We start from the raw sequence: 18,458 nt of genomic DNA on the forward strand, positions 1-18,458 counted from the left end.
GTGCAAGCCGACGTGGACCAGCATTGAGCCGGGCCGGGCGGCGGTGGGGCCGGGGTGGGTCAGCGGCGGTGGACCGGCCAGACCATGCGGACCTCGGTGCCCGCGCCCTCCTCGACCGGGCGGACCTGAAGGTCGTCGACGAAGCCGGCGAGCAGCGCGAACCCCACGCCCGTGGTCAGCGCCTCGTCGGTCAGCGACTCGTCCGCCAGCTCGTCCGGCGGCAGCTTCGTCAGGCCGATGCTCGCCTCGATCGGCGCGCGGTCGATCACGCGGACCATGTACGAGTCCGCGTCGGACATCTCGACCATGACGAGGTCGGGGAGGTTGTACTGGTTGTGCAGCGCCACCGCTCGGGTGCAGGCCTCGCCGATCGCCAGGCGCACCTCGTCGAGCAGGTCCTCGGCGACCCCCGCGCGCCGAGCGACCGCGACGCCGACCAGCCGGGCGGTGCGTACGTGCACCGGCGCGGGCGAGAACGACAGCCGTACCGTCGCCATCACGCCGTCGGAGGGGTGTCGTCGCGTTCGCCGGACGCCGTCGAGGTGGCCGCCTCGATGGAGGGGTAGATCGGGAAGACCTGGTCGAGGGCGGTGATCCGGAAGATCTTGAGCAGCGGTTCCTTCGAGCAGACCAGGCCGAAGGTGCCGTTGGCGGCGCGCAACCGCTTGAGGGCGCCGACGAGCACGCCCAGCCCGGTGGAGTCGAGGAAGTCGACCCGGCCGAGGTCCACCACCACGTGACGCGATCCCCCGTCGACCAGCTCGACGAGACGTTCGCGCAGGCGCGGGGCCGTGTAGACGTCGACCTCACCGCCGACGTCGAGCACCGTGTGCTCGCCGACGGTCCGGCTGGTCAGCGACAGCTCCATCGGTCCTCCTCCCTCCGGGCAAGCCCTCAGGCAGCCGATCTCCCCAGCGAATCTAACCACCGACGGTCATCCCCCGGCGCGCGGCACCCACCGTCGTACCCGTTTGGGGTTCGGGGCATACCGATGTCACAGTGCAGGACGTGAGCTCGACAGCACCGGACATTTCGGCCACTGTTCCGGGCATCCCCGCGGCGGGTCAGGGCAAACCGGCCGTTCCCGCCGCCCGAACCGACGATGCGGTCCCGCGCGTAGCTGCGCCACGGGAAGAAGGCGGCCCGGCTGGGCTTGCCGCGCTGGGGCCCGCCGAGCTGCTGCACCGGCTCCGGGTGCGGCGGGCGTCAGTAGAGGATTCGTCGATCACGCATGTCGAGCGGGTCGCGGCGCGGGCCGGGCGTACGGTGCCGTGGCCGGCGTGGGTGCCGCGGTCGTTGCGGGAGGCGTACGGCTTCGAGCCCTGGGAGCATCAGGCCGCCGCGGCTTCGCTCGCCCACGCGGGGCAGCACGTCGTGCTCGCCACGGGTACGGCCTCCGGCAAGTCCCTCGCGTACCAGATGCCCGCGCTGAGCCGGCTGCTCGAGGACCCGCGGGCGACCGTGCTGTATCTCTCGCCGACCAAGGCGCTCGCCGCGGACCAGTTGCGGGCCGTCGCGCGCCTGGGGCTCGACGGCGTACGGCCGGCCACATACGACGGTGACACGCCGCGCGACGAGCGCGAGTGGATCCGGCAGCACTCCCGTTTCGTGCTGACGAACCCGGACATGCTGCACCACGCCATGCTGCCCGGGCATGCCCGGTGGGCACCTTTCCTGCGCCGTCTCGCGTACGTCGTGATCGACGAGTGCCACACCTACCGGGGCGTGTTCGGCTCGCACGTGTCGCACGTCCTGCGCCGCCTGCGCCGGTTGGCCGCCCAGTACGGCAGCTCCCCCACGTTCGTTCTCGCATCCGCCACGTCGGGCGACCCGGAGGACGCGGCGTCGCGCCTCACCGGGCTGCCGGTGACCGCGGTGACCGAGGACGCGTCGCCGCGAGGGGCGGTCACCTTCGCGCTGTGGGAACCACCGCTGCTGCCGCACGAGGATCCCGATCTGCCACCGACGCGACGGTCCGCGCTGAGCGAGACGGCGGATCTGCTCACCGACGCGGTGGTCGCGGGCACCCGTACGCTCGCCTTCGTCCGTTCCCGGCGCGCCGCGGAGGTCGTGGCGACCATGACGCGGCGCTCCCTCGACGAGGCGGTTCCCGGGCTCGGGCGTCGGGTGGCGGCGTACCGGGCGGGCTATCTGCGCGAGGACCGGCGCGCGATCGAGCGGGCCCTGATGTCGGGTGAGCTGCTGGCCCTCGCGTCGACGAACGCCCTTGAGCTGGGTGTGGATCTCGTCGGGCTGGACGCGGTGCTGATCTGCGGCTACCCGGGTACCCGCGCGTCGCTGTGGCAGCAGGCCGGGCGTGCGGGCCGGGCCGGGGGCGAGGCGCTCGCGGTTCTCGTGGCGCGCGACGACCCGCTGGACACGTATCTCGTGCATCATCCCGAGGCGCTGTTCGGCCGCCCGGTCGAGGCCACCGTGCTGGATCCGGCCAACCCGTACGTGCTGGGCCCGCAATTGTGCTGCGCGGCCGCGGAGGCCCCGCTGCGCCCGGCGGACCTGGAGATGTTCGGTGGCCGCGCCGCGCATGCCGCGGTGGAGGGTCTGACCCGTACGGGAGCGCTGCGCAAACGCCCGACGGGCTGGTACTGGACCCACCAGGGGCGCCCGGAGGTCGACCTGCGCGGCACGGGCGGCGCCCCGGTCGCCGTGGTCGAGTCGGCCACCGGCCGCCTGCTCGGCACGGTCGACCAGGGCTCGTCGCACGTCATGCTCCACCAGGGTGCGGTCTACCTGCATCAGGGTGCCTCCTATGTGGTGGACGACCTGGACCTGGACGACGCGGTGGCGCTCGTCCACGCGGCGGAGCCGGACTGGTCCACCCATGCCCGCGACGTGACGGACCTGTCGGTGGTCTCGGTCCGCGAGTACGTGGACGCCGGCCCGGTCGGCCTGTTCCTCGGCGAGGTGGACGTGACCAACCAGGTCGTCTCGTACCAGCGCCGCCGCATCGGCACCGGCGAGGTGATCGACACCCGTCCGCTCGACCTGCCGGCCCGCGAGCTGCGTACGGTCGCCGTCTGGTTCACCGTCTCGCCGCGGACCCTGCTCGCCGCGGGCGTCGAACCCCCGGACGTGCCGGGCGCCCTGCACGCCGCGGAGCACGCCGCCATCGGCCTCCTGCCGCTGATGGCCACCTGCGACCGGTGGGACATCGGCGGCCTGTCGACCGCCAACCACGCGGACACGCAGGCGCCGACGGTCTTCGTGTACGACGGCCATCCGGGCGGCGCGGGCTTCGCCGAACGGGCGTACGGGACGGCAGCGCAGTGGTTGCGGGCGACCCGGGAGGCGATCGCCTCCTGCGGGTGCGATGCCGGGTGCCCGTCGTGTGTACAGAGCCCGAAGTGCGGCAACGGCAACAACCCCCTCGACAAGGACAAGGCGATCTCCGTTCTGGACGCCGTGCTCGCGTCCCTGCCGAACCGTGCCGCCGCGGACGAGCCGAACGCGGCCTGAAGACCCGGTCAACGGAGGACCGGGCCGGCTCTGGCCGCGGCGGACGCGTGGCGTTCGAGGCCCGGCAGCGGCGTCACCACCGTGTCGACCTCGACCACGATCTCCCGGCCTTCCAGCCGGCAGCCGGTCAACCGGCTGCCGTTCGCCGACACCAGCTCCGCGGCCCGCGCGCACGCCACCTGCTGACCTTCGACGGCACGCATGGCCCCGGCGAGCGCGCCGAGGTCGGCCGCGGTGCGAGCCTCGTGCCGTCCGACGCGCGCCGCGCCGACGGCAGCGCCCGCCATACCGCCGGCGACGAGCACGAGCCCGACCGCGAGCACGAAGATCGAGGCGGCACCGCGGTCGCGGCCCGTCACGGGATCAGCTCCGGTTCCCGCGCCGCCGTGGCGCTGCTCTCCACCGTGATCGCGGGCAGGTGCGCGCCGAGGACGGCCACCGGCGTCCGTACGGTCACCGTCACGGTGTCCGTGTCACCGGTGAGCTCCACGTGGGCGCCGGGAGCTATCCGGCTCGCCTCCTGCGCTCCCTGGCCACCGCGGGCGGAGACGAGGGCACCTTCGCGGGCGGCGTCGACGCAGCGGCCCTTGGTCGTCAGCGCGCTGACCGCGGTAAGGCCGGAGAGAAGCAGAAGCATGAGCGCCGGCAGCCCGGCCGCGAGCTCGGCTGTGAACGACCCGCGGTCGCGGCCGTGGGCCGGGGCTCGTCCGAGACCACCCTGTGTGGACGGAGGCCCCGGATCAGCGGGTAACTGTCGGGGGCGGCCGGACTGCCGACGCTCGGTCACTTCAGGGCCTCGTTGATCACCCGGGCCAGGGACTGCTGGATGTTGGGGCTGGTCAGGACCTTGAGCAGGACGCCCGCGAAGGCGACAGCGGCCAGGGTGCCGACCGCGTACTCCGCGGTGTTCATGCCGTCGTCGCGGCCGGCTTCGGCACGGAGGGCGGCGAGGCGGGCGATGAGTCGGTACACGGATGCTCCTTCTTGTCGTGGTCGATGAGTCAGAGGACGTCGCCGAGGACCGCGACGACGACCGGTACGAGGCCGGCGAGCAGGAACGCCGGCAGGAAGCACAGGCCCAGGGGCAGGACGATCAGGACTCCCGCGCGCCGGGCGGCCGCCTCCGCGGCGATGGCCCGGTCGGCCCGCAGGTCGGCGGCGAGACGCGTACACGCCCCGGACAGGGCCCCACCGCTGGTGCTGGAGCGGACCGCCGCGGCGGTGAGGCGGTCCGCGCCCCTGACGCCGGCCAGGTGGGACCAGGCCTCGGGCGGGTCGGCGTCCAGGCGGAGCGAACGGGCTACGCGGTCGAGGCGTTCGGCGAGCGGACCACCCAGTGCCTCGGCGACCGCGGAGACGGCGTGGTCGACCGGTGCACCGGCGCGCAGGGCCGCTGCCAGGAGGTCAGCCGCGAGCGGCAGGTCCGCCTCGGCTCGCGTCCGACTGGCGCGCACGTCGGCCGGCTCCTGGCGCCTCAGCCATCGGTCGATCCCGTACGCGGCGAGCGCGGCGACCGGCATGCCCCACCAGTGACCGGCGTACCAGATGATCGCCGCGCCGCAGGTGAGCGCGACGACGATACGGCGAATCATGCGGCGGCCCGGGGAACAGGGACGGGGACGGTGGCCGCGGCGGTCAGCGCTCGCAGGTCGGCGCGCAGGGGGCAGGCCACGGTGGCCGGTGCCGCGTACGCCGTCCGGCATGCTCGAAGCAGGACCGCGACGCAACACGGCTGGAACGGGATCTGCACCGGGCCGCCGGCCCGCAGGATCGCCTCCGCACCGCACGTGGAGGCCGTCATCGCGCGGCTCCGGCGCTGAGGCGGTCCGCCCACGTCAGCCCCGCGCCCTGCAGGAGCGCCGCGCCCGTGGCGCACGCAGCCCCGATCGGGGTGTGGAGCAGCACCTGCAGCGGATCCACGCCGATGGAGTAGCCGAGCGCGACCCCGCCGAGGGGCAGGGCGGCCAGCAGCAGCGCTGTCGCCTGCGCGCCCGCGGCCTGTGCCGCCGCGGCGCCCCGGGCCCGGTCGGCGGCACGGGCGTCGGCCTCGATGCGGTCGACGAGGTCGGCGGTCGGTGCGCCCGTACGGTCGGACAGCCGCTGCGCGGACCCCGCAAGCCGTCCGAGGCGCCCACCGATCGCGGGCATCGCCGAGAAGCCCAGCCCTGCCCGGAGATCCGCGGCGAGGGCGCTCAGCTCGTCGAGGCTGCGGGACCGCTCGACGGCCGCCTGCCGGTGACCGAGCCGCCGGGTGAGCCCGCGTGCCCCGAGCGCCGCGTACACCGCTCCGACCAGCGCGGCCACCGGCCCACCGAGGACGAGGCCTGCCACAGCGGCGGTCGCGGCGGCACCGAGCAAGGCGCGCCGGGGCCGCCGGGTGAGCACCGCGCGTACGGCGGAACCGTTGATCGACGGCAGCGGGCGGGATCGGGGCGGGGCCAGGCGGCGCAGCACCGGGCGGGCCGGCCATCCGGCGACCACCGCCGCGGCGACCAGCAGTGCCGCCGCGAGGAGCCACGGCCAGACCGTGGGCAGGGCGGTCGTCATCCCTGGCACCCCAGAACGGGCGGGACGGCCACCCCTCGTTCGGTGAGCAGGCGGGCGAGGGCCGGCGCGCCCGGGCCCGCGCCGCGTCCCCGCTGCCAGGCGGGGATGACGGTGGCGAGGTGCTGCTCCCCCGTCGGCAGCAGCACCCCGACCGAGTCCAGGACGCGGCCGCGGTTGATCCGGCGCACCTGGAGGATCACCTGGAGGGCGGCCACGGCCTGGGCGTGCAGGGCGGCCCTCGGCAGGCCACCGAGCATGCCCAGCGCCTCGAGCCGGGCCGGTACGTCCGCCGGCGCATTGGCGTGCAGGGTGCCGGCGCCCCCGTCGTGGCCGGTGTTGAGGGCGCCGAGCAGGCACAGAGCGCTGAACAGCACAAGGTTTAGTTCGCGCACGTAAACCGGCTTCTTCAGCGAGGCCGACTCCGAGACGGTAACGAGTGCGCTGAACACCGGCCTCCCAGCGCCGCCCTGACTTCCCTTCGTGCTGGCGTCGGAACATCTTTGTCAGTGTCGAGAGTTTGGTCGTGGCGTCAGGGCCGGAAGCGGTAGCCCATGCCGGGTTCGGTGAGCAGGTGCCGGGGGCGGGCCGGGTCGGTCTCGAGTTTGCGGCGCAGCCGGGCCATGTACTGGCGCAGGTAGTTGGTCTCGGTCGCATACTGCGGGCCCCAAACCTCCTTGAGCAGGGCGGTGCGGCCGAGCAGCTTGTCAGGGTGGCGCAGGAGGTGGTCGAGCAGCTGCCACTCGGTCGGGCTCAGGTGCACCTCAGCGTCGCCGCCGGTGATAGAGCGGGCAGCCAGGTCGATGGTGTGGTCACCAATCGTGGCGATCACCGGGGCGTCGTCGGCCGGCTGGACGCGCCGGGTGACGGCGCGGATGCGGGCGAGGAGTTCGTCGATGCTGAACGGCTTGGTGATGTAGTCGTCGGCGCCGGCGTCCAGCGCGCTGACCTTTTCCTGGTTACCGGAGCGGCCGGACACCACGATGATCGGGACGGTGGTCCAGCCTCGCAGTCCGCGGATGACGTCGTTGCCTTCCATGTCGGGCAGGCCCAGGTCCAGTATCACCAGGTCGGGGCGTACGCGGGTGGCGGCCCGCAGCGCGGAGACGCCGTCCGGTGCGGTGTCCACCTCGTACTTGCGGGCGCGCAGGTTGATGCTGAGCGCGCGCACGATCTGCGGCTCGTCGTCGACGACCAGAATTCGGGTCACGACGCTTCCGCCGCGGGAAGTGAGATGATCATGGTGAGGCCGCCTCCGGGAGTCTCGTCGGGGGTCAGTGTGCCGCCCATCGCCTCGGTGAGCCCGCGCGACAAGGCTAGGCCGAGGCCGACGCCGGTGTGGTTGTCGCGGTCGCCGAGCCGCTGGAAGGGCAGGAAGATGTCGCCCCAGCGGTCTTTGGGGATTCCTGGGCCGTGGTCGACGACGCGGATCTCGACGAGGCCGCTCAGGGTGCTGGCGGTGATGACCGGTGGCCGGTCGGCCGGGCTGTGCCGCAGGGCGTTGGCGGTGAGGTTGACGATGACGCGTTCGAGCAGGCCGGGGTCGGCGCGTATGTCGGGCAGGTTGTCAGTGATGTGCAGGCGGATGTTGCGTCCGGCGGGGCCGAGGTCGTCGAGGGCGTGCGGCAGGATCTCGTCGGCGCCGATGTCGGTGGTGGCCACGCCGAGGGCGCCGGCCTGCAGCCGGCTCATGTCGAGCAGGTTGGTGACCAGCCGGGTGAGCCGGTCGAGTGATTCGTCGGCTGTCTCGAGCAGCGCGGCTCGGTCGTCGTCGTCGAAGTGGATGTCGGGGCTGCGCAGGCTGGCTACCGACGCCTTCGCTGACGCGAGGGGGGTGCGCAGGTCGTGGCTGACGGCGGCGAGCAGCGCGGTGCGCATGCGGTCGGCTTCAGCCAGGGGTTTGGCGGTGGCGGCCTCGGCGGTCAGCCTTTCCTGCCGCAGGGCGAGGGTGGCCTGAGCGGCGAACGCTTCGACGATGCGCCGGTCGCTGGCGGCCAGCGGCCGGCCTTTCAACAGCATGGTGAGCTCGTCGTCAACTTTGATCTCGGCATCGGCGTCGGCGGCCTGGGTGCAGGCCGGTTGTCCGACTTCGGCGACGACGACATCGTTGTCCAGCAGCGTGACCGAGTCGAGGTTGAAGGTTTCGCGCAGACGTTCGAGCAGCGCCATCAGCGGACGTTCGCCGCGCAGGACACCGCCGGCGACGGTGGCCAGGGTCTGGGCGTCGGCGCCAGCTTCGGCGGCTTGGCGGGTCTTGCGGGCGGCGGTGTCGACGACCCAGCTGACCGCGAGCGCGACCACCACGAAGATGGCGAGGGCGAGCAGGTTCTCGCTTTCGGCGATGGTGAATCGGCCTACGGGTGGGGTGAAGTACCAGTTAAGCAGCAGGGAGGAGGCTACGGCGGCAAGCAGGGCGGGCCACAGGCCGCCGATCAGGGCGACGCCGACCACCGCGGCGAGGAAGACCAGGATGTCGTTGGTCAGCGTCAATCCGTCGCCGATTTTGAGCATGGTGGTGAGGGCTGGGAAGCCGGCCAGCACGGTCAGGAGGCCGATGATGCGGCGGCGGCGCGACAGCGCGGCGGGCGGGCGGCGGGCCCGGCGGCCCTGACCGGCCCGCTCGTGGGTCACCAGGTGCACGTCGATCGAGCCGGACAGCGCGGTGGTGGTGACGCCGACGCCGGCCGAGAAGATCTGCGCGAGGCGGCCCCGGCTGGACGCTCCGAGGACAATTTGGGTGGCGTTGACGGCGCGGGCGAAGTCGAGCAGCGCGCGGGGCACATCGGCTCCGACGACCTGGTGGTACGACCCGCCGAGGCTTTCCACGAGCACCCGTTGGCGGGCCAGGGCGGCCGGGTCGGCGCCGGCCAGGCCGTCGTTGCGGGTCACGTGCACGGCCATCAGGTCGGCGCCTTTCGTGCGGGCCGCGATCCGGGCCGCTCGGCGGATCAGGGTGTCGCCCTCGGGCCCTCCAGTCAGGGCGACGACAACGCGTTCCCGCGTCTCCCAGGTGGCGTCGATCTTGTGGTCGGCGCGGTATCGGTCGAGTTGTTCCTCGACCTTGTCGGCCAGCCAGAGCAGGGCCAGCTCGCGCAGGGCGGTGAGGTTTCCGGTACGGAAGTAGTTGCCGAGCGCGGCGTCGATCTTCTCCGGCCGGTAGATGTTGCCGTGGGCCATTCGTCGGCGCAGCGCCTCGGGGGTCATGTCGACCAGTTCGACCTGCTCGGCTGCCCGCACCACCGCGTCGGGCACCGTCTCGCGCTGCGGGGCGCCGGTGATCTGGGCGACCACGTCGTTGAGCGATTCCAGGTGCTGCACGTTGACCGTGGTCAGCACCGAGATACCGGCGTCCAAAAGCTCCTGCACGTCCTGCCAGCGTTTGGCGTTGCGGGCGCCCGGCACGTTGGTGTGCGCGAACTCGTCCACCACGGCCAGCTCCGGCGTGCGAGCCAGCACCGCGTCGAGGTCCATCTCGGTGAAACCGGCGCCGCGGTAGCGCAACTCGGCGCGAGGCAACACCTCGAGGTCACCGATCATCGCCTCGGTGTGCTTGCGGCCGTGCGTCTCGACGAAGGCGATCACCACGTCGGTGCCGCGTTCGGCCCGCCGATGTGCCTCCTCGAGCATGGTGTACGTCTTGCCGACGCCGGGGGCGGCGCCGAGGTAAATGCGTAGTTCTCCGCGTGCCATACGGCGCCGCCTCCTTTCTCAGTTTCCGTCGAGGGCCAGGTTGAGTTCGAGGACGTTGACCGCCGGCTCGCCGAGGAAGCCCAGTGCACGCCCGTCAGTATGGTCTTCGATCAGCTCCTGTACGCGGTCCTCGCTGAGGCCGCGTTCCCGGGCGATCCGCGGGGCCTGCAGCTTCGCGTAGGCCGGGCTGATGTGCGGGTCCAGACCGCTGGCGCTGGCGGTGACCGCGTCGGCTGGTACGACCGGGTCGGCCGGGGCGTCGCCGCGGATCGGTGTGATCACCGCGCCCAGCGCCCGGTAGTCCTCGCCGGTGCGGGCCGGCTCGACGGTCACCCCCTCGTAGGTTGCGAGGAAGGGGGTGCCGGTCTGGTTGACCGACACGGCGCGGGTGACCGGGCCGGCGAGCCCGTCGCGGTGGAACACCGCGAGGACCGCCCCGACGCCGTCGGCGGTGCAGTAGGGGCGGCGACCATCGACGCTCTCGAGCTTGCCGACGGCCACGCTGCGGGCGCAGACCTGGGTGAGCAGGCTCTGGGCCGCGTCGTCGGGGTTGTCGGACAGGGTGTCGACGATGCTCTCGGGTCCGAGGTTGCTGGCCGAGGTCGACGTCGGGTCGTAGCCGTCACCGGCCGCGGACGGGCGGCTCTGAAAGTAGCGGGGGTCAGGGTTGCCGTCGGCGTCGGTGAACGACTGGCCGATCAGCCTGCTGCCGACGGTCTTGTCGGCCACGGTGATCAGCGAGCCGCCGGCCCGGTCGGACAGGCCGGGGATGCGGCCGACCGCGACCATCGCGAGTGGGTACGCCAGCCCGAGCAGGACGGTGAAGACCAGCAGGGCGCGCAGTGCCGCGATGTGCTGGGCCAGCCAGGAGGGAAGTCGCATGGTCAGATCCCGGGGATGAACTGGATGAGCAGGTCGATGAGTTTGATGCCGAGGAACGGCGCGATGACGCCGCCCAGGCCGTAGATGAGCAGGTTGCGTCGCAGTAGCGCGCTGGCCCCGGCTGGGGTGTAGCGCACGCCGCGCAGGGCCAGCGGGATCAGCGCCACGATCACCAGGGCGTTGAAGATAACCGCGGACAGGATGGCGGAGCCGGGTGAGTGCAGCCGCATGATGTTGAGCGTGTCCAGACCCGGGTACACGGCGGCGAACATGGCGGGGATGATCGCGAAGTACTTGGCGATGTCGTTGGTGATCGAAAAGGTGGTCAGTGCGCCGCGGGTGATGAGCAGCTGCTTGCCGATCTCGACGATCTCGATGAGCTTGGTCGGGTCGGAGTCGAGGTCGACCATATTGCCGGCCTCCTTGGCGGCCGACGTGCCGGTGTTCATGGCCACGCCCACGTCGGCCTGCGCGAGGGCGGGCGCGTCGTTGGTGCCGTCACCCGTCATCGCGACCAGCCGCCCGCCCTCCTGCTCCCGTTTGATGTAGGCGAGCTTGTCCTCGGGAGTGGCCTCGGCCAGGAAGTCGTCGACGCCGGCCTCGTCGGCGATCGCCTTGGCCGTCCGGGGGTTGTCGCCGGTGATCATGACGGTGCGGATGCCCATCCGGCGCATCTCGTCGAAGCGCTCGCGCATGCCCGCCTTGACGACGTCCTTGAGATGGATGACGCCCAGCGCACGGGCGGGCCGTCCGTCGAGCTGCTCGGCCACCACCAGCGGGGTGCCGCCGGTGCCGCTGACGGTGTCGACGATCTCGCCGACATCCTCGGTCGGTTGACCGCCGTTAAGCCGCACCCACTTCATCACCGCCGAGGCGGCGCCCTTGCGGATCTGCCGTCCAGGCAGGTCGACGCCGCTCATCCGGGTCTGCGCCGTGAACGGCACGAACGTGGCGTTGGGCATCAGCCCCGGCTCGCTCTCGCGCAGCCCGAACTGGTTCTTGGCCAGCACGACCACCGACCGGCCCTCCGGGGTCTCGTCGGCCAGGCTGGACAGCTGGGCCGCCTCGGCCACGATGGCCGCTTCGACGCCGTCGACCGGGACGAACTCCGCGGCCTGCCGGTTGCCCAGGGTGATCGTGCCGGTCTTGTCGAGCAGCAGGGTGTTGACGTCGCCGGCGGCCTCGACCGCGCGGCCCGACATGGCGAGGACGTTGCGCTGCACGAGGCGGTCCATGCCGGCGATGCCGATGGCGCTGAGCAGCGCGCCGATGGTGGTCGGGATCAGGCAGACGATCAGCGACACGAGCACGATGCCGGTGACACCGTTGGCGTCGAGGGCGACGGTGTCGGCCGCGGCCGCCTGGTACGCCTTAGAGAAGATCGCGAGGGGCTGCAGGGTCACCACCGACAACAGAAAGATGATGGTGAGCGCGGCCAGCAGGATGTTGAGGGCGATCTCGTTCGGCGTCTTCTGCCGGTTGGCCCCCTCGACCAGGGCGATCATGCGGTCGACGAAGCTCTCCCCCGGCTCCTGCGTGATGCGCACGACGATTCGGTCGGACAGTACCTTGGTGCCGCCGGTGACGGCCGAGCGGTCGCCGCCGGACTCGCGGATCACCGGTGCGGACTCGCCGGTGATGGCCGACTCGTCGACGCTGGCGATGCCGTCGATGACGTCGCCGTCACCGGGGATGATCTGGCCGGCTTCGACCACGACCACGTCGCCCAGCTCGAGCTGGGTGGCCGGGATCTCGCGGCCGTCCTGCAGGGAGGCCGTCATGTCCTGCTTGGCCTGGCGCAGGGTGGCGGCCTGGGCCTTGCCGCGGCCCTCGGCGACGGCCTCGGCCAGGTTGGCGAACAGGACGGTCAGCCACAGCCAGATCGTGATGATCCAGGCGAACACGCTGGGGTCGACGACGGCCAGCACCGTGGTGAAGACCGCGCCGACCTCGACGATCAGCATCACCGGGTTGTGCCACAGGGTGCGCGGGTCGAGCTTCGTCAGGGCCTGCGGCAGCGAGCGGCGCAGCTGGTTCGCATCGAGCGTTCCCGCCCGTACGGGGGCCGAGGCGGCCGGTTTTTCCAGACTGGGGGTGGTCATGACAGGCCCTCCGCGATGGGTCCGAGAGCGAGAGCGGGCAAGAAGGTCAGCGCGACGAGGACGACGGTGACGCCGACGACCATCCCGACGAACAGGGGTTGGTGGGTGGGCAGAGTGCCCTCCGACTCAGGGGTGATCTTCTGCCGGGCCAGCGAGCCGGCTAGGGCCAGCACGAGCACGATCGGCAGGAACCGGCCCAGGAGCATGGCCAGGCCGAGCGCGGTGTCCCACCACGGGGTGTTGACCGTGATGCCCGCGAACGCAGAGCCGTTGTTGTTGGCGGCGCTGGTGAAGGCGTACAGGACCTCGGACAGGCCGTGCGGGCCGACGTTGAGCGCCGTCGCGTTGTTGCCGGTGGCGAACGCGGCCGCGGTGCCGACCAGCACCAGCGCCGGGGTGATCAGGAAGTAGCTCGAGGCGATCTTCATCTCCCGGGCGCCGATCTTCTTGCCGAGATATTCGGGCGTGCGGCCGACCATGAGCCCGGCCACGAACACCGTGATGACGGCGAGGATGAGCAGGCCGTACAGGCCGGCGCCGACACCACCGGGCGCGACCTCGCCGAGCATCATGTTGATCATCGGCATCATGCCGCCCGGGGCGGTGTACGAGTCGTGAAACGAGTTCACCGAGCCGGTCGAGGTCAGCGTGGTGACCGCGGCGTAGGTGGCCGAGTTGGGGATGCCGAACCGGGTCTCCTTGCCCTCCATCGCCGCGCCGACCGCCTGCGGGACGGTGCCGGCGCCGTGCACCTCGAAACCGACCGTCAGCGCGATACTGGCCACGGCCAGGATCGCCATGACCGCGGCGATGGCGTACCCCTGCCGGTTCTGCCCCACCATCCGGCCGAACACCCGGGGCAGGCTGAACGGGATCACCAGGATGAGGAACAGCTGGATCCAGTTGGTCCAGGTTGTCGGGTTCTCGAACGGGTGCGCGGCGTTGACGTTGTAAAAGCCGCCGCCGTTGGTGCCGAGTTCCTTGATTGCCTCCTGCGAGGCCACCGGGCCGCCGGTGATGTGCTGGGTGGCGCCGGTCAGGGTGGTCACGTCGACGCCGCCGGACAGGTTCTGCACCATACCCGCGGCCATGAAGATCATGGCGGCCACGACACAGATGGGCAGCAGTACCCGGAGTGTGATGCGGGTCAGGTCGACCCAGAAGTTGCCCAGCGTGGCCGACTTGCGGACCGCGAAACCGCGGACCAGCGCCACCGCGACCGCAATGCCGACGGAGGCCGAGACGAAGTTCTGTACCGCCAGGCCGGCCATCTGCACCAGGTGGCCCATGGTCGACTCGCCCGAGTAGGCCTGCCAGTTGGTGTTGGTGGTGAAACTCACCGCGGTGTTCCACGCGAGGTGACCGGGCAGCGGGTCGAAGCCGAGCGAGAGCCACAGCTTGTCCTGCAGCCGCAGGACCGCGTACAGGAAGAGGATCGAGACCGCGGAGAAGGCGAGCACGCTGCGGGCGTAGACGCCCCAGGTCTGCTCGGCGTCACGGTCGACACCGACGAGGCGGTAAACGCCGCGCTCGACGGCGGTGTCGCGGTTGCCGCTCACGACGCGGTACATGTAGTCACCGAACGGCTTGTAGACCGCAACGAGCGCGAGCACCAGCGTGATGACGAACAGCCAGCCGGCCATCAGAACTTCTCCGGGAACAGCAGGGCGGCGACCATGAAGGCGCCGAGCAGCACGGCCACGATCAGACCGATGAGGTTGACCACGCTCACCGGCGTTCGACCGCCCGGATCAGCACGGACAGCGCTACGAACAGCACCACCGTGAGCCCGACGAACACGAGATCAGCCACTTCAGGTCTCCTAGACGAGGGTGTGCGGTCATTGCCCGGACAAGCACACCGCGCGCCGCGACGTTCCGGAACGGCCGTTAACGCATCCACTACGGGTCCCCGCCCAATATTGACGAGTCGTTACCGCCCCGAGCGCTGCCCGGCCGGCCCTGTGGTGCCACCCGTACCCTGATCAGGTGAACGATCCATCCGCCCAGGGCCAGGCGCCCGCCGAGTACGCCCTCCCGGCCGTCATGGACTCCCCGGCTCAAGGCAGTAGGCCGTCGGGCGCCTTGGCCGGCTGGCTGCTGCGTCATCGGGTCCAGCCGGTCGGCCCCGCCGCCGACGAGGGACACACCGAGCAGCACCCCTGGTGGCAAGTCATGTGCCTGACCGGGGTGGACTACTTCTCCAGCCTCGCCTACGTGCCGGCGATCGCGGTCGCGGCGGCCGGAGCGGTCTCCCCTTTGGCGACCCTGCTGATCGTCGCGCTCACCCTGTTCGGCGTGCTGCCGATGTACCGGCGGGTGGCGCGGGAGAGCCCGCACGGCGCCGGCTCGGTAGCGATGCTGGAGCGGCTGCTGCCGTTCTGGCAGGGCAAGCTGTTCGTCTTGGTGCTGCTGGGCTTCGTCGCGACGTCCTGGCTCATCACGATCACCCTGTCGGCGGCTGACGCCAGCGTGCACGTGGTGGAAAACCCGTTCTTCCCGACGTTGCTGCACGGCCACGAGGTCGCGCTGACTGTCGGGCTGCTCTTGCTGCTCGGGTTCGTCTTCCTGCTCGGCTTCAGCGAAGCCGTCAGCGTCGCCATCCCGCTGGTCGCAGTGTTCCTCGGGCTCAACGCCCTGGTCATCGGCACCGGTCTGGTCCACGTCATCACCGACCCCAGCGCATGGTCAGCGTGGACCGCTGCGCTGGGCAACGTGGGTGGCGGGGGCATCGGCGGGCTTCTGCAACCGGCCGTGGTGGCCTTTCCGCTGCTGGTGCTGGGCCTGTCCGGCTTCGAGACCGGGGTGAGCATGATGCCTCTGGTCGCTGCTCCGGGCGCCGACGCCCGGCAGCAGCTGGAGAACCGCGTCCGCAACAGCCGCAAGCTGTTGACCACCGCTGCGGTCATCATGAGCGTTTACCTGCTCGCCGCCAGTTTCGTCACCACTGTGCTCATCCCGGCCAAGGAGTTCGAGCCGGGCGGCGAAGCGAGTGGCCGCGCGTTGGCCTGGCTGGCTCACGAACAGCTCGGTGAGATCGTCGGGACCGCCTACGACATCAGCACCATCCTGATTCTGTGGTTCGCCGGGGCGTCCGCGATGGCCGGTCTGGTCAACATCGTGCCGCGTTACCTGCCCGGCTACGGCATGGCACCGGAGTGGGGTCGGGCCGTGCGCCCCGTGGTGCTGGTCTACACGGTGATCAGCGTGATCATCACGATCGCGTTCGGCGCCGACGTCAACGCCCAGGCCGGCGCCTACGCCACCGGCATCCTGGCCATGATGGTCTCCGGCGCGTTCGCCGTCACTGTCTGGGCGTTCCACCACCGCAAGCGCGGCGCCGCAGCCGGATTCGCTGTGCTCACCGTCATTCTCGGCTACGCGCTGGTGGAGAACATCATCGAGAAGCCGGACGGTATCGCCATCTCCGGGCTGTTCATCGCCGGAATCATCGCAGTGTCGCTGATCTCCCGGGTCAGCCGCACCACCGAACTGCGCGTGGACAGCATCGAGTTCGACGAGACCGCCCGCCGTTTCATCACCGAATCCCTGGAGTTCGACGGTGCCCTCGATCTGGTCGCCCACCGCCGTCAGGCCGGTGATGCCGCCGAGTACCGGCTCAAGGAGCAGGAACAGCGCGGCGACAACCCGGTACCCGGGGCCAACGACATCCTGTTCCTGGAGGTCGATGTCGTCGACCCCTCCAGTTTCAGTGACACCCTGGTCGTGCACGGCATCGACGTCGACGGCTATCGCATTCTGCGGACCGAGGCGCCGGCCGCGCCCAATGCCATCGCCGCGATCCTGCTCGCCCTGCGCGACGCCACCGGGATACGACCGCACTGCTACTTCGCCTGGGCCGAAGGCAGCCCATTGGTTCACATGATCCGCTACTTCCTGCTCGGGCGCGGCGACACCGCCCCGGTCACCCGAGAGATCATCCGCAAGCACGAACCAGACCAGTCACGACGCCCAGGCATCCACGTAGGATCGTGATGGCGCCCGGAACGGCTTCGCCGACTGCCTGGCGCCGGGCGCCAGCAGCCGCTCATCTCGTCGAGGTGACTTTCCTTATGATATCGATCGAATGAACGCGAGCCTGACCCTGAGGTCGATCATCATGCGCGATCTGCGGCTTCAACGAACACACTGCAGCCGTTAGTGCATCGGCATACCCACTCAACAGCGCACAGGTGGACCCGAGTCTTCGCCAACAGCACAACGCGTTTGAACACCTCAAGCGGGACACGCGCGGAGGGTTGGCAATCGGCTATCTGCACTGACGAGCATGCAGCAGCGCCTGTCGCCGGTACGGCTGGCGCCGTACCGGGCGGCACGCCGGTGAGGTCGTTACCGGCGGCGGCGCGAGCGGCGACCCGGCGGGAGCGCAGGCGGCTCGTCGTCCGGGCCAGTTCCGTCGGTCACCTTGTCAAGTGATTGTGACGGTCGTCGGTGGCCCCACCAGGACGGCTTGGAGTGGCCCCACGGCGAACTCGATCGGGTGACGTGGTGACGGTCTGATCTGGCCCCACCCGCGGGGTCGGCGCCAGGATCGACGGGCTGTAGTCGGGAGGCCGCCCGGGGCGGCCCGTTCGCTGGTGGAGTTGTTCGAGACGTTTCCCGGGGTCGCCGGCGAGGCGTGTCGATTCGTGCACTCGCGCAGCGGTATGGCACTCACCGGCGTAGCGTGCGCGCGGCGTCCGACTCGGCTGCTCCAGCACCTCCCCGTAAGCCCTCGGCAGCGGGCCGCGTGCTGCTGAGGCACGACGGCCGGCCCCGGACGGGGCCGGCCGTCGTGGTTGCTAAACCTCAGCGCGGATCTTGGTCCAGTTGGCGTCTGCGGCGTCGAGGGCGGCCTGGTACTTGGTGACGAATGTCTGCAAGCGGGGTGCCGCAGCTGCCAGTGCCTGGTCTTGCGCCGGCTGGCGGCAGGTGGCGTCCGCGGCGGCGGCCTTCTTCTCGAAGGCGACGGCCTCGGCCCACTGGGGGTCGGCCTCCATGGCCGCCACGCCGCGGTCGGCGGGCGGAAACTTGGCCAGGGCCATCTGGTAGGCGTGGGAGCGGTCCTTCGCGGCGATCCCGGCCGCTTTCATGCACGGGCCGTAGGCGGCGAGGGCGTCGGCGACTGCGGGGGTCTTCTCCACCTCGCGGAAGGTGTCGGTCAGCTCCTTGCCCATGGCGGTCGGGATGATCGGCGAGGCTTGTTGTTCGGCCTTGGCCGCCACGCCGGGGCAACTGCTCAGGGCCTTGGCGTACTGGACCTCTTCCTCGGCGGTCATCTTGTTGGCCTCGTCGGCCTTGCGCAGTACGTCGGCGACTTCGGCCTGGTGGTGCTTGGCCGTGGCAATGCCGAAGTCGTCGCTGATCTCGGTGAGGCTGGACAGGTCGTCGGGGCCGATCGGCCCGCCGGTCTGTTGCTCCGATGGGGCCTGCCGGTAGGTGAAGCCCTTGGCTTTCATACAGGTGGCCAGGGCGCCCTGGAAGCGGGCTGCGGTGGCCTTCTCGGCTGCGAGGCGGTCGGCGGAGGTGCCGTACAGGCTGTTGCTGACCTGCTCGTACAGGGCGCGGCCCTGCTCCAGTGCGGCCGGCTCGGCCGGGGCTCCGGCGGCGCCGGAGTTGGCGCAGCCGGTGGTGAGGGCGCCGGCGAGCAGCACCGCGCTCAAACTGATGATCTTCTTCATGGCCTATGTCTTTCGTCAGCGTGTCGGACCGGTCAGCTGTTGCAGGCAGTGGGAATACCGCCTGCGTCGTAAAGAACGAGTCGCCC

Annotated in this window: 17 protein-coding genes and 1 pseudogene; 2 read left to right on the plus strand and 16 right to left on the minus strand. The window is 71.0% G+C overall.

Going from position 1 to position 18,458, the window contains the following annotated elements; translation table 11 throughout:
- Positions 1-59: 59 nt before the first annotated feature.
- The gene (locus COUCH_RS37680) at positions 60-500 is read right to left on the minus strand and encodes an ATP-binding protein (protein ID WP_249609895.1); all 441 of its coding nucleotides are present in this window, start codon (positions 498-500) and stop codon (positions 60-62) included.
- Complete coding sequence (locus COUCH_RS37685; RefSeq protein ID WP_249609896.1) at positions 497-868, minus strand: STAS domain-containing protein; 372 nt, start codon at positions 866-868, stop codon at positions 497-499. The genes COUCH_RS37680 and COUCH_RS37685 overlap by 4 nt, the downstream gene beginning before the upstream one ends.
- A gap of 182 nt (positions 869-1,050) precedes the next feature.
- Between COUCH_RS37685 and COUCH_RS37690 the strand changes: the two genes are divergently transcribed.
- On the plus strand, positions 1,051-3,474 hold the full coding sequence (locus COUCH_RS37690; protein ID WP_430641024.1) for a DEAD/DEAH box helicase: 2,424 nt from the start codon (positions 1,051-1,053) through the stop codon (positions 3,472-3,474).
- An 8-nt stretch (positions 3,475-3,482) separates the two neighbouring features.
- Here COUCH_RS37690 and COUCH_RS37695 read toward each other — a convergent pair whose 3' ends face one another.
- The 13 genes and pseudogenes from COUCH_RS37695 to kdpF form a co-directional block, all read right to left on the minus strand.
- The gene (locus tag COUCH_RS37695; RefSeq protein ID WP_249609897.1) at positions 3,483-3,833 is read right to left on the minus strand and encodes an Rv3654c family TadE-like protein; all 351 of its coding nucleotides are present in this window, start codon (positions 3,831-3,833) and stop codon (positions 3,483-3,485) included.
- Positions 3,830-4,261, minus strand: a complete 432-nt coding sequence (locus COUCH_RS37700; protein WP_275980046.1) for a TadE family type IV pilus minor pilin — start codon at positions 4,259-4,261, stop codon at positions 3,830-3,832. The genes COUCH_RS37695 and COUCH_RS37700 overlap by 4 nt, the downstream gene beginning before the upstream one ends.
- Positions 4,258-4,434 (minus strand): DUF4244 domain-containing protein, encoded by a 177-nt coding sequence (locus tag COUCH_RS37705; protein ID WP_275980153.1) that lies wholly within the window; start codon positions 4,432-4,434, stop codon positions 4,258-4,260. Before COUCH_RS37705 ends, COUCH_RS37700 begins: the two co-directional genes overlap by 4 nt.
- Before the next feature lie 41 nt (positions 4,435-4,475).
- On the minus strand, positions 4,476-5,141 hold the full coding sequence (locus COUCH_RS37710) for a type II secretion system F family protein (RefSeq protein WP_249613941.1): 666 nt from the start codon (positions 5,139-5,141) through the stop codon (positions 4,476-4,478).
- Complete coding sequence (locus COUCH_RS37715) at positions 5,063-5,275, minus strand: hypothetical protein (RefSeq protein WP_249613962.1); 213 nt, start codon at positions 5,273-5,275, stop codon at positions 5,063-5,065. The genes COUCH_RS37710 and COUCH_RS37715 overlap by 79 nt, the downstream gene beginning before the upstream one ends.
- Entirely contained in the window at positions 5,272-6,021 is a 750-nt protein-coding gene (locus tag COUCH_RS37720) for a hypothetical protein (protein WP_249609898.1), read from the minus strand. The genes COUCH_RS37715 and COUCH_RS37720 overlap by 4 nt, the downstream gene beginning before the upstream one ends.
- Positions 6,018-6,374: pseudogene (locus tag COUCH_RS37725) on the minus strand (ATPase, T2SS/T4P/T4SS family); the annotation flags it as partial. The gene COUCH_RS37720 and the pseudogene COUCH_RS37725, both read right to left, overlap by 4 nt.
- Before the next feature lie 176 nt (positions 6,375-6,550).
- Positions 6,551-7,228: a response regulator gene (locus COUCH_RS37730; protein ID WP_249609899.1), complete on the minus strand. Its 678-nt coding sequence runs from the start codon at positions 7,226-7,228 to the stop codon at positions 6,551-6,553.
- Positions 7,225-9,708 carry a DUF4118 domain-containing protein gene (locus tag COUCH_RS37735; RefSeq protein ID WP_249609900.1) on the minus strand — a complete coding sequence of 828 codons (2,484 nt, stop codon included), beginning with the start codon at positions 9,706-9,708 and terminating at the stop codon, positions 7,225-7,227. Before COUCH_RS37735 ends, COUCH_RS37730 begins: the two co-directional genes overlap by 4 nt.
- An 18-nt stretch (positions 9,709-9,726) precedes the next feature.
- Positions 9,727-10,590, minus strand: a complete 864-nt coding sequence (locus COUCH_RS37740) for a potassium-transporting ATPase subunit C (protein ID WP_249609901.1) — start codon at positions 10,588-10,590, stop codon at positions 9,727-9,729.
- A 2-nt stretch (positions 10,591-10,592) separates the two neighbouring features.
- Positions 10,593-12,692, minus strand: a complete 2,100-nt coding sequence (gene kdpB, locus COUCH_RS37745) for a potassium-transporting ATPase subunit KdpB (RefSeq protein ID WP_249609902.1) — start codon at positions 12,690-12,692, stop codon at positions 10,593-10,595.
- A complete protein-coding gene (kdpA, locus tag COUCH_RS37750; RefSeq protein WP_249609903.1) occupies positions 12,689-14,335 on the minus strand; it encodes a potassium-transporting ATPase subunit KdpA in 1,647 nt (548 codons plus the stop codon). Before kdpA ends, kdpB begins: the two co-directional genes overlap by 4 nt.
- On the minus strand, positions 14,335-14,424 hold the full coding sequence (gene kdpF, locus COUCH_RS37755) for a K(+)-transporting ATPase subunit F (RefSeq protein ID WP_249609904.1): 90 nt from the start codon (positions 14,422-14,424) through the stop codon (positions 14,335-14,337). The genes kdpA and kdpF overlap by 1 nt, the downstream gene beginning before the upstream one ends.
- Positions 14,425-14,737: 313 nt before the next feature.
- Here kdpF and COUCH_RS37760 point away from each other — a divergent pair, with 313 nt between their 5' ends.
- A complete protein-coding gene (locus tag COUCH_RS37760) occupies positions 14,738-16,687 on the plus strand; it encodes a small VCP/p97-interacting protein (RefSeq protein ID WP_249609905.1) in 1,950 nt (649 codons plus the stop codon).
- A gap of 806 nt (positions 16,688-17,493) precedes the next feature.
- On the opposite strand, the gene COUCH_RS37765 is transcribed toward COUCH_RS37760, so the two are convergent.
- The gene (locus COUCH_RS37765; RefSeq protein ID WP_249609906.1) at positions 17,494-18,372 is read right to left on the minus strand and encodes a hypothetical protein; all 879 of its coding nucleotides are present in this window, start codon (positions 18,370-18,372) and stop codon (positions 17,494-17,496) included.
- Between the last annotated feature and the right edge of the window lie 86 nt (positions 18,373-18,458).

This window comes from Couchioplanes caeruleus (assembly GCF_023499255.1).
Taxonomy (GTDB): Bacteria; Actinomycetota; Actinomycetes; order Mycobacteriales; family Micromonosporaceae; genus Actinoplanes; species Actinoplanes caeruleus_A.

What these genes read in the sequence shown, in the direction of transcription:
- COUCH_RS37685 (WP_249609896.1), bottom strand. Translation starts at nt 868, where the DNA reads ATGGAGCTGTCGCTGACCAGCCGGACCGTCGGCGAGCACACGGTGCTC.
- COUCH_RS37715 (WP_249613962.1), bottom strand. Translation starts at nt 5,275, where the DNA reads ATGACGGCCTCCACGTGCGGTGCGGAGGCGATCCTGCGGGCCGGCGGC.
- COUCH_RS37720 (WP_249609898.1), bottom strand. Translation starts at nt 6,021, where the DNA reads ATGACGACCGCCCTGCCCACGGTCTGGCCGTGGCTCCTCGCGGCGGCA.
- COUCH_RS37735 (WP_249609900.1), bottom strand. Translation starts at nt 9,708, where the DNA reads ATGGCACGCGGAGAACTACGCATTTACCTCGGCGCCGCCCCCGGCGTC.
- COUCH_RS37740 (WP_249609901.1), bottom strand. Translation starts at nt 10,590, where the DNA reads ATGCGACTTCCCTCCTGGCTGGCCCAGCACATCGCGGCACTGCGCGCC.
- kdpB (WP_249609902.1), bottom strand. Translation starts at nt 12,692, where the DNA reads ATGACCACCCCCAGTCTGGAAAAACCGGCCGCCTCGGCCCCCGTACGG.
- kdpA (WP_249609903.1), bottom strand. Translation starts at nt 14,335, where the DNA reads ATGGCCGGCTGGCTGTTCGTCATCACGCTGGTGCTCGCGCTCGTTGCG.
- COUCH_RS37760 (WP_249609905.1), top strand. Translation starts at nt 14,738, where the DNA reads ATGGACTCCCCGGCTCAAGGCAGTAGGCCGTCGGGCGCCTTGGCCGGC.
- COUCH_RS37765 (WP_249609906.1), bottom strand. Translation starts at nt 18,372, where the DNA reads ATGAAGAAGATCATCAGTTTGAGCGCGGTGCTGCTCGCCGGCGCCCTC.